The sequence below is a fragment of the Leucobacter rhizosphaerae genome, from assembly GCF_022919175.1.
Lineage (GTDB): Bacteria > Actinomycetota > Actinomycetes > Actinomycetales > Microbacteriaceae > Leucobacter > Leucobacter rhizosphaerae.
This window is the reverse complement of record NZ_CP095043.1, coordinates 2021104-2035754: the sequence shown is the minus strand read 5'-3', so window position 1 is coordinate 2035754 and position 14651 is coordinate 2021104. Positions and strand designations below refer to the sequence as shown.

Sequence of the window (14651 nt, the reverse complement as noted above, 5' to 3'; positions counted from 1 at the left end):
ACCTTCGCGCTCCCCGGGCGCACCACCACTTCACACATCGAGGAGCGCATATGCGTATCGGCATCATCGGCACCGGCGTCATGGGCGCGTTTCACGTGCAACTTCTGCACGAGCAGGTCTCCGGGGCAACCGTCACGGCGGTGGCGGATCCCGATCTGGAGCGTGCGAACACGGTCGTCGCGGCGATTCCGGGCGCCACGGCGTTCAGCGACCCGCTCGACCTCATCGCGCACCCCGAGGTGGATGCGGTGCTGATCGCGTCGCCCGACGTGCTCCACGCCGAGCAGACTCTCGCCTGCATCGCCGCCGGCAAGCCCGCGCTCTGCGAGAAGCCGCTGTCGACCTCCGTCGAGGACGCGGAGCGGGTCGTCGCGGCCCACCGCGCCGCCGTCGGCGACGGGGTGCCGCTCGTCCACCAGGGGTTCATGCGCCGCTTCGACCCGGGCTATGTGGCGCAGAAACGCGCCATCGATTCCGGCGCGCACGGCCGCCCGGTCATGGTGCACTCGGTCGGGCGCGGGGTCTCCACCGGCCCCGGCGCCACCGACGAGACGGTGATCTACAACTCCGCGATCCACGACCTCGACATCGTGCCGTGGCTGCTCGGCGCACCCGTCACGGCCGTGAGCTGGCACGCCCCCGAGACGCCGAGTTCGACCAGCGGCGGGCTGCGGGAGCCGTTCATCCTGCTCCTGCGCACGGCCGACGGCGCGCTCTCGACCGTGGAGAACTCCCTCAACGCCCGCTACGGCTACGACATGCGCTCCGAGGTCGTGTGCGAAACGGGGGTGGTGGCGATCACCGAGCCGCACCGCATCGTGGTGTCGACCGAGCTCACCTCCCGCACCGACGTGCCGGTCGACTTCCGACCGCGCTACGAGGACGCCTACCGGCTCGAGCTGCAGGAGTGGGTCACGGCCATGACCGAGGGTCGGGCACCGACGCTCGCCACGGTGGAGGACGGCGCGCAGGCGACGCGCGTGGCGGCCGCGGCCGTCGCGTCGATGCACTCCGGTGGCGGATTCGTCGCGGTGGAGGCCGCCCGATGAGCACGCGCGAGGGAGCCGACGGGCCGAGCGCGCCAAGCGCGCACGACGCCCACCGAGCGCCCGGCGCCCTGCCCGAGCCGCTGGTGCCCGATCCGCTCACCGGCCCCTCGCTGCGGTGGGGGATCCTCGGCAGCGGCTGGATCGCGGCACGCTTCGTCGAGGCGCTGCAGGCGTCGACGAATCAGCGGGTCGTGGCCGTGGGCTCCCGCACGCTCGCGCGCGCCGAGGAGTTCGCGCGCGATCACGGGATCGCGGAGGCGCACGGGTCGTACGAGGCGCTCGTCGCGGCCGACATCGACGTCGTGTACGTTGCGACCGGGCACCTCGACCACCTCGCGCACGCGACCCTGGCGCTCGAGGCGGGCAGGCCGGTGCTCGTCGAGAAACCGATGACCCCGCGCCTCGCGGACACGCAGCGCCTCGTCGAGCTCGCCCGAGCGCGCGGGCTCTTCGCCATGGAGGCCGTCTGGACGCTCGCGCTGCCCCGCACCTGCGTGGTGCGTCAGGTGCTGGCGTCGGGCATGCTCGGCGAGATCGTGGAGGTGCAGGCGACCATCGGCGAGCGCCTCGTCGACCACCACCGCGCGATGGACCCCGCGCAGGGCGGCGGCGCGATGAACGATCTCGGCACCTACCCCCTCATGTTCGTCTCCGAGGTGCTCCCCGACCTGCGGGTCGAGGCGGTCGTCGGCCATCGGCACCCCGAGCACGGCGCGATCGGGCAGTTCCACGCGCTGCTCGGAGACGGCGCGGGGCGGCAGGCGACGGTGAGCGCGTCGATGCTCGCGGACACCCCGACGACCGCGTTCATCGCCGGCACGGAGGCCACGCTGACGCTCGACGCACCGTTCTACCACCCGGGCCCCGTGACCGTGCGCTTCCACGACGGGCGCGAACTGCGGTACACCGAGCCCGCGCTGGGGCACACGCAGCTCTTCTGGGAGGCGCTCGAGGTCGCGCGCTGCATCGATGCGGGCCTCACAGAGTCGCCGCTCAGGCCGCTCGATCGCACCCTCGAGACCATTGCGCTGATGGAGCGCAGCCGTGAGCTGATGAGGGATCCGCTCGCCGGGTGAGGGCGCTGCGCAGTGCTGAGTTCTACGGACGGGGTTCAGCGCGTCGTGAGCTGCGTGGCGAGCTGCAGCAGCTGCGTCTCGCTCCCCGGGCGGCCGATGAGCTGGACTCCGGTCCAGTACTCCGGCCCGATCGGCACCGCGATCGCCGGCAGGCCCGAGACGTTCACTATCGAGGTGAGCGGGGCCCACTCGCACTGCAGGCGGTAGTCGTCGTCGGGGGAGCGCGAGGTGAAGGCGCCGATGCGGGGCGGCGCGAAGGCGAGGCCCGGAGTGAGCACCGCGTCGTACCGCCCCCACTGCGTGCGCGCCTCGGCGGCGAACGCGCGGAGCCGGGCGGCGGCTCGGTGGTGGGTGGTGTCGGATCGGCTGAGGGCGCGCTCGCGGAACGCGCGGGTGAGCGGCGTCAGGCGCTCGACCTCCGCGGCGGAGAACTGCAGCAGGGACAGCCCGGCGGTCCAGGCCGTGGTGAACGCGTCGGCGTACCCCGGGTCGGACGTGAACTCCGCCTCCTCGACGCGATGGCGGCGGTCCTCCAGCAGGCGCGCGGCGCGCGCGAGGGCGGCGAGCGCCTCGGCCGAGTACGGCACCGGGTGCGCCGCCTCGAACGGCGACGCCGTGCTGATCCCGATGCGCAACCGGCTCAGGCCATCGGCCGCGCGTACCGCGCTGAGGCTGGGTTCGCCCGGGATCCCGCGCATCGCGTCGAAGAGCACGGCGGCGTCGGCGGTGTCGCGCGCGAGCGGGCCGCTCACCGTCAGTCGCGGGGTGCCGAAGCCGTCATGCGTGCCGTGGGTGAGGTCCGTCGGGAGCGCGCCGAGCCCCGGCTTCAGTCCGATGAGGCCGCAGGCGAGGGCCGGGATCCGGATCGATCCCCCGCCGTCGCTCCCCGGCGCGAGGGGGAGCAGCCCCGCCGCGACGGCCGCCGCGGAGCCGCCGGAGGATCCGCCCGCCGTGCGGGCGGGATCGTGGGGGTTGCGCGCGGGGTCGGCGATGAGGTTCTCGGAGTATCCCGTCAGCCCGAACTCGGGCACCTGGGTCTTGCCGAGCGAGATCGCGCCCGCGCGACGCAGCACCGCGACGCCCGGGCCGTCAGCGGTCGCGGGTGCGTGCGGCACGGCGGCGCTGCCGTGGGTCGTCACCGATCCGGCGACGTCCACGAGGTCCTTGTGCGCGGTCGGCATGCCGTGCAGCGGGGGCGGCGGTGCGCCGGATCGGCGGGCGCGCAGGCCGCGTCGGTCGGCGACTGCGGCCTCGCGCAGGGCGGCGTCGGCAGAGACCGAGACGAACGCCCCGAGCTCGCTCCCCGCCTCGAGCGCGGAGAGGTGGTGCGCGACGACCTCGGTGACCGAGAGCGACCCGTCGCGCAGCGCCTCGCGGAGGGCGAGTGCAGTGTGGGGCAGCGCCGTGCCTGCAGGCGTCGTGCCGGCGATGGCGCTCATGCGGCCCCGCCCGTGCGCAGCGTCCGCGCCGTCGCGCGGGTTCGTCCTGTCTGCTGCGTGGTCACCGGCACCCCCTCCGCTCGAGTCTATGACGGTCCCCCGAACCGACTTTGCGAACGATTATCAGTTGCCGCTATAGTGATACTCGTTCTCATCTAGAAAGTGCTGCCATGCCCCACTCGCTGTCCTCCCGTTCGCCCCGCTCGCTCACGCTCGCGGGCCTTGCGCTCGCCGCAGGTGCGGCACTCACCCTGACCGCCTGCGGCGGTGCGTCCAGCGCGGCCGACGGCGGGTCCGGCGACACGCTCAAGGTGGTGGCGACCACCACGCAGCTGACCGACTTCGCGGCGCAGGTCGGCGGCGACGACATCGAACTGACGGGGCTGCTCCCCGCGGGCGCCTCCGCGCACCACTTCGACCCGACTCCCGCGGACCTCCTGGCGCTCGGCCAGGCCGACGTGCTCGTCGTCAACGGTGCCGGGCTCGAGACCTTCGTCGACAGCGCCGTGGAGGCCTCCGGCTTCACCGGCACCGTGATCACGGCGGCGGACGGCATCGACGAGGCGCTCGCGAAGGAGATCACGGCGGAGAGCGGCGAGGAGGCGGGGCACGACCACGACCACGCCACCGAGGAGTCGGCCACCGACGAGCACGCGGCCGAGGATCATACGGCCGACGAGCACGCCGACCATGATCACGCGGCTGAGGATCACGCGACCGACGAGCACGCCGAGGAGGAGCACGATCACGATCACGGCGATCTGAACCCGCACATCTGGACCTCCCCGCGCTTCGCCGAGGGTATGGTGACCGAGATCGCGGCGGGCTTCGCCGCCGCCGATCCCGACCACGCGGACGCGTTCACGGAGCGTGCCGACGCCTACGTCGCGCAGCTGCAGGATCTCGACACCTGGATCGCGGCGCAGTTCGAGCGGGTGCCCGAGGCCGACCGCGTGATCGTCAGCGGGCACGACTCGCTCGGCTACTACCTGCACGACTACGGCATCGCGTTCGCCGGGTCGATCCTGCCGAGCTTCGAGGACAACGCCGAGCCGAGCGCCGCCGACATCGATGCGCTCGTCGCCAGCATCCGCGAGCGCGGGGTGCGCGCGATCTTCGTCGAGTCGTCGATGAGCCCGAAGCTCGCCCAGACGATCGCGCAGGAGGCCGGAGTCGAGGTCGTCGACGCCGAGTCCCTCTACGCCGACTCCCTCGGGGTGGCCGACAGCGGCGCCGACACTTACCTCGACGCGACGATCCACAACACCCGATTGATTCTCGAGAGCTGGGGCGCGGAGGCGGAGGAGCTTCCCGATACGCTGCAGTCATGACCTCCGCGCTCTCCTTCCACGACGCGGCGTTCGGCTACGCCGGAGTCACGCGCGTCGAGCGACTGAGCCTGGAGATCCCGAGCGGCGCCGCGGTCGCGCTCATCGGCCCCAACGGTTCGGGTAAATCGACGCTGCTGCGGGGAGTGCTCGGTCTCGCCGACCTCACCGCCGGCCGCGTCGAGGTGCTCGGTGACACCCCGGCGCGGGCGCGCCGCCACATCGGGTCGCTGCCGCAAGCAGACAGCCGCGACACCACCCTGCCCGTGTCGCTCCGGCAAGTGGTCACGATGGGCCTGTACCGCAGCGTCGGTCCGCTCGGCCGCATCGGGCGCGCGGGCCGCGCCGCGGTGACGGAGGCGCTCGAGCGCGTCGGGCTCGGGGCGTTCGCGGGGCGCCGCTTCGGCGAGCTCTCGGGTGGCCAGCAGCAGCGCGGGATCCTCGCGCGGGCGCTGGTCTCGAACCCGAAGCTGCTGCTGCTCGACGAACCGTTCAACGGACTCGATCGCGAGAACCGCGAGGTGCTGCTCGAGCTCGTCCGCGGACTTCGCGAGGAGGGCCGCACCGTGCTCGTGTCGACCCACGACCTGGAGATCGCGCAGGCGGCGTGCTCCCATGTGCTCCTGCTCGCGAGCGGGCACACCCCCGGGCAGCCGGGGCACCCCGCCGGGTTCGGCACGGTGGAGGACGCGCTGACGCTCGACGCGGTGCAGCACGCGTTCCAGGACGCGACGGTGGAGCTGGACCACCACACGGTGACCACCACCCGGGAGACCGAGTGATCCCCGTGCTCCTCGGCACGGACTTCACGCCGTTCGACGTCTTCGCGCTGCCCTTCATGTGGCGCGCGCTCGTCACCGTCGCCGTGCTCGCGCTCGCCGCGGGCATCATCGGCCTCTTCATCAGCTTCCGCGAGCTCGAGTTCGTGAGCGACGGCCTGGTCCACGCGGTCTTCCCGGGCCTCGTGGTGGGCGCCGCCCTCGGGGGTTCGGCCGGGCTGCTCCCCGGCGCCGTCGTCGCGGCGATCCTCGCCGCCGTGCTCTTCACCGTCATCGACCACCGGGGCGGCACCGGCACGGACGCCGCCATCGCCGTGGTGCTCACCGGACTCTTCAGCCTCGGCGTGGTGCTCGTGTCGCGGCAGGAAGGGTATGTCTCCCAGCTGCAGGAGCTGCTCTTCGGGCGCCTGCTCACCGTGACCGACGGCCAGCTGTGGCAGATCGTCGTGGTCGCGGTGGTCGCGGTCGGGATCGTGCTCGTGAACTGGCGCGCGCAGCTCTTCCGCGCGTTCGACCCGGCCGGGTTCGCGGCCGCCGGCTTCCGTCCGCTCGCCACCGACCTCACGCTCAGCGTGGCCGTGGCGCTCCTCGTGGTCGCCGGGGTGCAGGCGCTCGGCGTGCTCATGGTGATCGCGCTGCTCACCGTGCCGATGGCGACCGCGCGCCTCCTCACCCGCGGCTTCTCGCTGCTGATCCCGCTCGCGATCCTCACCCCGCTGCTCGCCGGGGTCGCCGGGCTGTGGCTCTCCTTCGAGTGGTCGGTCGGCGCGGGTGCGACGGTGTCGCCGGGCGCGGTCGTCGTGCTGCTGCTCGTCGCGGGGTACGGGATCGCGGCGCTCGCGCGCGTGCTGCTGCGGAGCCGGGGGGCGCGATGAGCTACTTCGCCCTCGCGATCACCGAGATCGTGCTGCTCGGCCTCCTCTCCGGCGTCGCCGGCACCCTCATCGTGTTCCGGCGCCGATCGTTCTTCGCGGTCGCGCTGAGTCACGCCACCTTCCCGGGCGGGGTGGCCTTCGCCATCGTCGGCTGGAACCTGCTGCTCGGGCAGGCCCTCTTCGCGATCGTCCTCGTGCTGCTGATGACCCTTCTCGGCCGGATCCCGGGGCAGGGCCGTCAGGTCACGAGCGGTGTGGTGCTGTCGTTCGGCTTCGCGCTCGGCACGCTGCTCGCGAGCCTCAACCCGGGGCTCGGAGTGCCGGTCGAGGCGCTGCTCGTGGGCTCGCCCCTCGGAGTGAATACGGGCGACGTCGCGGCGACGGGCGGGGTGCTGCTCGTGTCGCTGGCGCTCGTGGCGCTGACCGGTCGGCGGATCCTCTTCCACACCTTCGACCCCGTCGGCTTCCGCGCCGCGGGCTTCCGCGCGTGGCCGGTCGAGCTGGTCGTGACCGGGATCATCGCCGCGTCGATCGTCGTCGCGATGCCCGCCGTCGGCGCGATCCTGGGGGTCGCGATCCTCATCGGCCCCGCCGCGACGGCCCGCCTCATCGCCCCCCGCCTGGCCTGGGTGCCGCCCATCTCCGCGGCGATCGGCGTCGGCAGCGGGGTGCTCGGGCTCTGGATCTCGCGCGAGTTCGGCGTCGCCGCCGGCGGGTCGATCGGGCTCGTGGTCGCGGGGGTGTTCGTCGTGGTGCTCGCGGGCCGATCGCTCGTCGGGCGCCGGGGCACCGGGACCTCGGGCGCGCCGAGATCGGGGAACTTCGCTACGGTGGGGGGAACACGTTCGACGCGGGAGGTGCGGGATGCAGCAACCCAGGCGTAATACCTGGCAGCGCGAGGCGGTGCGCGCGGCGCTCGCCGAGAAGCGCGGCTTCGTCAGCGCGCAGCAGCTGCACCAGGTGCTCCGCGACGGCGGCTCCACGATCGGTCTCGCGACGGTGTACCGCGCGCTCGCCGGCCTCGCCGAGACCGGTGAAGCGGATTCCCTGCAGTCGCCCGAGGGGGAGAACCTGTTCCGGTCGTGCGCCACGCAGGGGCACCATCATCACCTCATCTGCCGCAACTGCGGGGACACCCGCGAGCTGTCGGCGACCCTCGTCGAGGACTGGACGCAGCGCGTCGCCGCCGAGCACGGCTTCACCGATATCGAGCACGTCGTCGACATCTTCGGCCTGTGCGAGAACTGCCGCGCCCGAGCGGCGGCCGGATCCGGCGCCGCGGCCTGATCCCGGGCGGGCTAGCGCAGCACCTCGACGAGCACGATCCACGAGATCAGCACCGCCGCAACGATCGCGATGAGGCACCCGGCCGCGGCCAGCACCAGGCCGCTCTCGTGCCCGGCGGTGAGTGCGATGCCCGCCGCAAGATACGCGAGGATCGGCAGGAAGCCGGCGACGGACTTCGCCGCGCGAGCGTGCTGCGCCGGTTCGGGATCCAGGAAGATGACTCGGGTGGCGTGCACCTGGAACCAGGCCGCCGCGAGCGTGCAGACGAGGATCACGATGCCGTAGATCGTCGGGTCGACGCCCGGGACCAGCCCGGTGCCCGAGGCGACGAGCGCGAGCAGCAGTGCGGCGATCGCGGCGGCGAGACGCGAGGTCAGGGTGGCGGTGCGCACGATCCGCTCGATGTTCACGCTGGCCGCGACGATCACGAGGCCCGCGAGCGCCGCCGTGGCGCCGGCCATGGCGACATTGAACTCGCTCCAAGCCCCGACATCATCCATGCGTCGATCGTAGCCCGGAGGCGACGACCGGGACAGGGTGTTTCCGCGGGTCCGGCGGCATCGGCCGGACCCGCGCCCGGCGAGCCTACGCCTCGTCCGGTGCCGCCGCCGTCGCCTCGCCCCGCTTCAGCGCGCGCTGCGCCTCGCGGGCCTCGTCGCGCTCCGCCCGCCGTGCCGCGCGTCGCTCCTGGCGGGCGCCGCGCTTCGCGAGCTTCCGCTCCCGCCGCCGCTCCACGAGCGTGTACAGGATCGGCACCAGGATCAGCGTCAGCAGCGTTGACGAGATGAGCCCGCCGATCACGACGATCGCGAGCGGCTTCGAGATGAAGACCCCGCCGCCGGTGAGCCCGAGGGACATCGGCACGAGCGCGAAGATCGTGGCGGCGGCCGTCATGAGGATGGGTCGCAGTCGCAGACGGGTGCCGTGCTCGACGGCCTCGGTGAGCGAGGCGCCGCTCTCGCGGAGCCGGTTCACGAGGTCCATCAGCACGATCGCGTTCGTGACCACGATCCCGATCAGCATGAGCAGGCCGATGAGCGCGGGCAGTCCCAGCGGCGTGCCGGTGATGAGCAGGCCGAGGATCGCGCCGGTCGCGGCGAAGGGGATGGAGATGAGCAGCACGAGCGGTCCGCGGAAGCTGCGGAACGTGGCAACCATCACGAGCAGTACGAGCATGATGGCCGCGAGCATGGCGGCGCCGAGCTGCATGAACGCGTCGTCCTGTTCGGCGCTCACCCCGCCGAGCTCGAAGCTCACGCCCGCGGGCAGGTCGGCCGTCGAGATGGCGCGCTCCACCGCGGCGTTCGCGGCGTCGAGCTGACCCTTCTTCGGCGTCACGGTCAGCATCACCTGGCGCTCCCCGTCCGCACGGGTGATCGTGGGGGCGGTGAGCTCCTCCTCGATCACGGCGATGTCCTGCAGGGCGATCGCGGTGCCGGTGACCTCGATCGCCGCCTTCTGCTCGGCCTCTGCGGCCTGCTGCTGGGCGAGCTGGTTCGCGGCCTCCGTCTGGGACTCGCGCAGCATCGCCACCTGCTCGTCGATGCCTGTGAGTCCGCCCTGGGCGCCGGCGATGGCGCCCTCGAGGGCCGCGATCTGCTCCATCCGCTCCTGCTGCGCGCGGATCGCCGCCTCGTCCTCCGGCGTGCGCGGCTCCTCGGGCACCACGGGCATGGCCTGCAGCATCGCCAGCTGCTCGCTCAGTGCCGAGATCTGGGAGACCAGTTCCGCGCGCTCGCCGATGGCCGTGTTGATCTGATGGGTGAGCTCGGAGTTCGCCTTGAGCCGCGCGTCCTCCGCCTCGGCCTTCGCTTTCGCTTCGAGCGTCTCGCTCGCGAGCTTCTGCGCGGCGGCCGTCTGCTGCGGGGTGACGGGCAGCACGATCTCACCGAGCAGCTCCGCGGTGCGCTCGGAGCCCGGGGTGCGCACCACGATGCTGCGCTCCTGGCCCTCGAGCATCATCTTGCCGACCTGCTGGCCCTCGAGCGCGACCTGCACGGCGCGGGCGATGGTCGTCCGGTCGAAGCCGAGCTGCGCCGCCTTCACCTCGTCGACCCGCACGCGGACGACGGGCTGTTCGCCCGCGAGCTCGCTCGTGACGGACTGCACCCCGGACTCCTCGCCGAGCTGGGTCTCGAGCAGGTCGCTCGCGGCCCGGAGGGCGACGGGATCGTTGCCCCGGATCTGCAGGGCGATGCCGCTCCCCGCAGCGCCGCCGACGAACGCGTCCTGCGTGAGCATCTGCAGCTCGCCCGACTCGGTGAGCGAGCCGAGGGCGGAGTCGACCGCGGCGCTCACGACCTCCGTGTCGGAGCCGTCCTCGAGCTGCAGGTCGTAGGTGATCGTCGCGGGCCCGGCGGCCGTGGCGAGCGGGATCGAGGTGATGACGTCGCGGATCCCCGGCACGTCGGCGAGCGCGGCCTCCACGGGTTCGGCCGCGGCTACGAGATCGGTGCCGGCAGCCTCGGGCACCTGCGAGACCTGCAGGCTCTCGTTGCCGGAGGACCCGAGGAAGTCGGTCGGGATCTGGGTGCTCATCACGAGGGTCGAGACGAGGATGAGGCCCGAGGTGACGAGCGTGATCACGGGGTGGCGGCGGGTCGCGTTGAGCGCCGGCATGAGCGCGCGCTGCAGGCGATCCGGTGCCGTGTGGATCTCGTCGAGGTCGGACGGGCCGTCGGCCTCGGTGGTGTCGGCGAGAGCGGCGGTGCCCGGGTGGGCTGCGGGATTGGTGCTGGCTGCGGGATCGGTGCCGGCCGCGGTTGCGCCGTGCGGCGCGCGGTTCCGCATGAACAGGAACGCGAGCACCGGCACGATCGTCATCGCGACGACGAGGGACGCGAGGAGCGCGATCGAGACGGTGACCGCGAACGGGCGGAAGAGCTGCCCGGCCATGCCCGAGACGAAGGCGATCGGGAGGAACACGGCCACGGTCGTGAGCGTCGACGCGGTGATGGCTCCCGCGACCTGGCGCACCGACGCGACGACGCCGGCGGGGGTGAGCGGCCCGGAGCCGCGGCGCCGGCTGATGTTCTCGATCACCACGATCGAGTCGTCCACCACTCGGCCGATCGCGATCGTGAGCGCGCCGAGGGTCAGGATGTTCAGGGTGTTGCCGCTCCACCACAGGCCCACGAGGGTGATGAGCAGCGACAGCGGGATCGACACCGCGGCGATGAGCGTCGAGCGCCACGAGCCGAGGAACGCGAGGATCACGAGCACCGCGAAGAGCAGTCCGAGCCCGCCCTCGACCGAGAGGTCGTGGATCGACTGCTCGATGTACGGGGCCTGGTCGAACAGCGTGACGAAGTCGGCCTGCAGCGACGGCGCGATCGCGTCGAGCTCGGCGGTGACCGCGTGCGAGATGTCGACGACGTTCGCGCCCTGCGCGGGGATGATCTGCAGGGTGAGGGCGGGCTGGCCGTTCACGCGCGAGATCGAGGCCGACGGCACGGTCTCGGTCGTGACGTCGGCGAAGTCCGAGATCCGGACCACCCCGTTCTCGACCGCGATCGGGAGGGCGGCGATCTCCTCCACAGAGGTGAGGGCACCGCCGACCGTGATCGAGAGCGGCCCCTGCGGGGACTCCGCCTCGCCCGCGGGCAGCGCGGCACTGTGGGATTCGAGCACCGGGGCGATCTGTTCGACCGAGACCTTCAGCCGAGTCATGTCCTCGGGGCGCAGATCGATGACGATCCGCTCCTCCTCGCGTCCGGAGAGCGTGACCTGCTTCACCCCGGAGACCCCCTGGAGGGTGGGCACGACGGACTGGGCGAGCGCGTCGCCGAACTCGGTCTCGTCGCCCGCGCTGCCGGCGGTCAGCACCATGGCGGGCATGTCGCTCGCACCGCCGGAGAACACCTGCACCTCGGTGCCGGTGGGGAAGGTGGGTTTCAGTGCGTCAGCCGCGGCGCGGATCGCCTGCAGCGTGTCTTCTTCGCTCTCGTCGAAGGGCCACTCGACGGTGATGTCGGCGGATCCGGTCGACGTCGTCGACGTGACGTTTGTGATGCCGGGCACCCCGGAGAGCGCCTGCTCGACCGGTTCGGTGACGGTCCGCGCCATCTCCTCGGGGGCGAGCCCCTGCGACTGCACCGAGACGAACGCCATCGGCACCTGCATCGACGGCATCAGCTCCTGCTTGAGCGCTCCCATGGAGAAGAGCCCCAGCACGGCGATGGCCAGTGTGGTGAGTCCGACGATGAGGCGATTCTTGAGGCTCGCTCGCGTGAGGAAGGTCATGGGGCCTTTCGGGCAGGATCCGGCGCCGTGCCGCGGGCACGACGAAACGTCTATCCCTTCCAGCCTGGCCGAGCGGGCCGCGCGCCGAGTCGTACCCAGGTACGACGTGCCTCATCCCGGAGGATGATTCCGGCTCAGCCGCGCGGCAGCACCCAGGTGAACTCGGCGAACTTGGCCGTGCGGCCATCGCCGCTGGAGCGGCCCGTGAGGCGCCGCTTCACCCAGGGCAGCACGTGCTCGCGCGTGTAGGCGAGCTGCTCGCGGCGCGTGGGGCGCGGGAGCGGGGCGGCGTTGATGATCCAGTCCTCGGGGTGCGCGTGGCCGAGGGTGCGCAGCACGTTGGTCGCGACGCGGTGGTGGCCCACCGCGGAGAGGTGCAGGCGATCCGGCGACCAGTACTGTCGGCCCGCCAGCTCGGGGTCGCTCCAGTTGTCGGCGAAGCGGATCCCGAGCCGCTCGGCGATCGCCCCGGCGGTCTCCACGAGCGCATCCCCCTTGGCGGCGACCCGCCCGCCGCTCGGGAGGCCCGCGGTCGGGTTGGCGCCGGAGAGCAGGATCGGCTCCGCCCCGGCCTCGCGGATCCGCTGCAGCGAGAGCGCCGTCTCCGCGGCGATCCAGGCGATGTCGGTGCGCGGGCGCAGCATGTCGTTGCCGCCGCCGTTGAACGTGACGACCGTCGGGCCGAGGTCGAGTGCGGGCTGCAGCTGCTCCGAGATGATGCGCGCGAGGAGCCGGCCGCGGATCGCGAGATTCGCGTACTGCACCGGCTCACCCGTCGCGTCGGCGATCCCCTGCGCCACGAGGTCCGCCCAGCCGCGCACCGAGCCGTCGGGCTGCTCGTCGCCCACCCCCTCGGTGAAGCTGTCGCCGATGGCGACGTAGCGGATCGCCGCCGGCTGCGTGCGTTCGTGCGCGGTGTCCTGGTCCACGGCTCCACTGTACGCGACCGGCGAGCGGGGCGACACGCCCGGGTTGTGCGATGCGCGATCCTGGTCTAAGCTCGTTCTTTGGCTGTGCAAAGTCCCATTGCGCAGACCGCAGGAACAGTTGCCCGCGCAATCGGCCCCGGTCGGTGGCAGGTGCTGGTTCCCGCAGACAAGAAATCTTGGGTGAGGCCGTCCGGTCTCACGGTATGAGAGGAAACACCATGGCAGCAGTGTGCCAGGTGACCGGCGCCGTTCCCGGCTTTGGTCACAACATTTCGCACTCGCACCGTCGCACCAAGCGTCGGTTCGATCCGAACATCCAGAAGAAGACCTACTACGTGCCCTCGCTCGGCCGCAAGGTGACCCTCACCCTGTCGGCTAAGGGCATTAAGGTCATCGACGCCCGCGGCATCGAGTCCGTGGTCGCAGATCTGCAGAAGCGTGGGGTGAAGTTCTAATGGCGAAGGACAAGGACGTACGTCCGATCATCAAGCTCCGCTCGACGGCGGGCACCGGGTTCACCTACGTGACCAAGAAGAACCGCCGGAACACTCCGGACCGCCTCGTGCTCAAGAAGTACGATCCGGTCATTCGCAAGCACGTTGAATTCCGAGAGGAGCGCTAAGCATGGCCAAGAAGAGCATGATTGCGAAGAACAAGCAGCGCCAGGCCATCGTCGATCGGTACGCCGAGAAGCGCGCCGAGCTGAAGAAGGCCCTCATCGATCCCAACGGGACCGACGAGAGCCGTGAGGCGGCACGCGTCGGCCTCCAGAAGCTGCCCCGCAACGCTTCGCCGGTGCGCGTGCGCAGCCGCGACGTCATTGACGGCCGCCCCCGTGGCGTCCTGTCGAAGTTCGGTGTCTCCCGTGTGCGCTTCCGCGACATGGCGCACCGCGGCGAGCTGCCCGGCATCACGAAGTCGAGCTGGTAGTTCGTAGGGAGTGGTCGCGCGCGACTGAGCGCGTCCGAGTGCACCTGTGGGTGCGGGTCCTTCGGGATTCGCACCCACAGGTGTTTTTCGGCTTGTGACACGCTTCGATGCAATCCCGACCACAATCCGCATAATTCCGCCGATGTAGGGTAGATTCGTACCGATCAACCGATCGGACCCTCCAACCCGGTGGGATACCTGAAACCAGATCAGGGGCTCGGACGAATGCGTCGCTGCCCTGGAAGGACACAACATGGCACTCAACAAGACTGAGCTCGTCGCAAAGATCGCCGCTGAGACCGGCCAGAGCCAGGCCGCTGTTTCCAGCGTCATCGATGGCCTGTTCGCCGCGGTTTCCGAGACCGTCGCCGGTGGCGACAAGGTTTCGATCCCGGGCTGGATCTCCTTCGAGACCGCGACCACCGCAGCTCGCACCGGCCGCAACCCGCGCACCGGCGAGAGCATCGACATCCCCGCTGGCAAGCGCGTGAAGGTGTCCGTTGGCAGCAAGCTCAAGGCTGCCGTGAAGTAACTGACTTCCCGCACAACACCCCCGGTGGCGCTCGGCGCTCCGGGGGTGTTGTCGTTTCCGGCCCGGATCCCGGTCCCGAATCTGAATTCCGGCCCGGATCCCGGTCCCGAATCCGCTCCGGGGTCACTTGTGCGGGGTGTCGAACCCGCCGCACCCCGCACAAGTGACCCCGGAACGAAGAATCG

General features: G+C 71.5%; 15 protein-coding genes. 11 read left to right on the top strand and 4 right to left on the bottom strand.

The annotated features are described in order from the left end of the window. The first annotated feature begins 50 nt into the window (after positions 1–50). Both MUN76_RS09365 and MUN76_RS09360 read left to right on the top strand, forming a co-directional pair. Positions 51–1049 carry a Gfo/Idh/MocA family protein gene (locus MUN76_RS09365; RefSeq protein WP_244684174.1) on the top strand — a complete coding sequence of 333 codons (999 nt, stop codon included), beginning with the start codon at positions 51–53 and terminating at the stop codon, positions 1047–1049. Beyond that, positions 1046–2125, top strand: coding sequence for a Gfo/Idh/MocA family protein (locus tag MUN76_RS09360; protein ID WP_244684172.1), 1080 nt, complete (start codon positions 1046–1048; stop codon positions 2123–2125). Before MUN76_RS09365 ends, MUN76_RS09360 begins: the two co-directional genes overlap by 4 nt. Positions 2126–2160: 35 nt before the next feature. On the opposite strand, the gene MUN76_RS09355 is transcribed toward MUN76_RS09360, so the two are convergent. After that, positions 2161–3564, bottom strand: coding sequence for an amidase (locus tag MUN76_RS09355; protein ID WP_244684170.1), 1404 nt, complete (start codon positions 3562–3564; stop codon positions 2161–2163). A gap of 170 nt (positions 3565–3734) precedes the next feature. Between MUN76_RS09355 and MUN76_RS09350 the strand changes: the two genes are divergently transcribed. From MUN76_RS09350 to MUN76_RS09330, 5 genes are read left to right on the top strand one after another with little or no spacing between them, the layout of a single operon-like run. Next, positions 3735–4895, top strand: coding sequence for a metal ABC transporter substrate-binding protein (locus MUN76_RS09350; protein ID WP_244684168.1), 1161 nt, complete (start codon positions 3735–3737; stop codon positions 4893–4895). Next, the gene (locus MUN76_RS09345; RefSeq protein WP_244684167.1) at positions 4892–5674 is read left to right on the top strand and encodes a metal ABC transporter ATP-binding protein; all 783 of its coding nucleotides are present in this window, start codon (positions 4892–4894) and stop codon (positions 5672–5674) included. Before MUN76_RS09350 ends, MUN76_RS09345 begins: the two co-directional genes overlap by 4 nt. Beyond that, entirely contained in the window at positions 5671–6546 is an 876-nt protein-coding gene (locus MUN76_RS09340) for a metal ABC transporter permease (protein ID WP_244684165.1), read from the top strand. Before MUN76_RS09345 ends, MUN76_RS09340 begins: the two co-directional genes overlap by 4 nt. Next, positions 6543–7430, top strand: coding sequence for a metal ABC transporter permease (locus MUN76_RS09335; protein ID WP_244684164.1), 888 nt, complete (start codon positions 6543–6545; stop codon positions 7428–7430). Before MUN76_RS09340 ends, MUN76_RS09335 begins: the two co-directional genes overlap by 4 nt. Continuing rightward, positions 7411–7833: a Fur family transcriptional regulator gene (locus tag MUN76_RS09330; RefSeq protein WP_244684163.1), complete on the top strand. Its 423-nt coding sequence runs from the start codon at positions 7411–7413 to the stop codon at positions 7831–7833. Before MUN76_RS09335 ends, MUN76_RS09330 begins: the two co-directional genes overlap by 20 nt. A gap of 11 nt (positions 7834–7844) precedes the next feature. Here MUN76_RS09330 and MUN76_RS09325 read toward each other — a convergent pair whose 3' ends face one another. The 3 genes from MUN76_RS09325 to MUN76_RS09315 all read right to left on the bottom strand — a co-directional run bounded on the left by MUN76_RS09325 (position 7845) and on the right by MUN76_RS09315 (position 13004). Next, entirely contained in the window at positions 7845–8333 is a 489-nt protein-coding gene (locus MUN76_RS09325; RefSeq protein WP_244684162.1) for a hypothetical protein, read from the bottom strand. Positions 8334–8418: 85 nt separating this feature from the next. After that, positions 8419–12075, bottom strand: a complete 3657-nt coding sequence (locus MUN76_RS09320; protein ID WP_244684161.1) for an efflux RND transporter permease subunit — start codon at positions 12073–12075, stop codon at positions 8419–8421. Between the two features lie 134 nt (positions 12076–12209). Beyond that, entirely contained in the window at positions 12210–13004 is a 795-nt protein-coding gene (locus MUN76_RS09315) for an SGNH/GDSL hydrolase family protein (protein ID WP_244684160.1), read from the bottom strand. 218 nt (positions 13005–13222) lie between these two features. Here MUN76_RS09315 and rpmB point away from each other — a divergent pair, with 218 nt between their 5' ends. From rpmB to MUN76_RS09295, 4 genes are all read left to right on the top strand, one after another. After that, positions 13223–13459: a 50S ribosomal protein L28 gene (gene rpmB / locus MUN76_RS09310; RefSeq protein WP_024356209.1), complete on the top strand. Its 237-nt coding sequence runs from the start codon at positions 13223–13225 to the stop codon at positions 13457–13459. Next, positions 13459–13626 (top strand): 50S ribosomal protein L33, encoded by a 168-nt coding sequence (gene rpmG, locus MUN76_RS09305; RefSeq protein ID WP_017884003.1) that lies wholly within the window; start codon positions 13459–13461, stop codon positions 13624–13626. The genes rpmB and rpmG overlap by 1 nt, the downstream gene beginning before the upstream one ends. 2 nt (positions 13627–13628) lie before the next feature. Beyond that, complete coding sequence (rpsN, locus tag MUN76_RS09300) at positions 13629–13934, top strand: 30S ribosomal protein S14 (RefSeq protein WP_024356208.1); 306 nt, start codon at positions 13629–13631, stop codon at positions 13932–13934. Between the two features lie 253 nt (positions 13935–14187). Beyond that, entirely contained in the window at positions 14188–14466 is a 279-nt protein-coding gene (locus MUN76_RS09295; RefSeq protein WP_244684159.1) for an HU family DNA-binding protein, read from the top strand. The last annotated feature ends 185 nt before the right edge of the window (positions 14467–14651 follow it).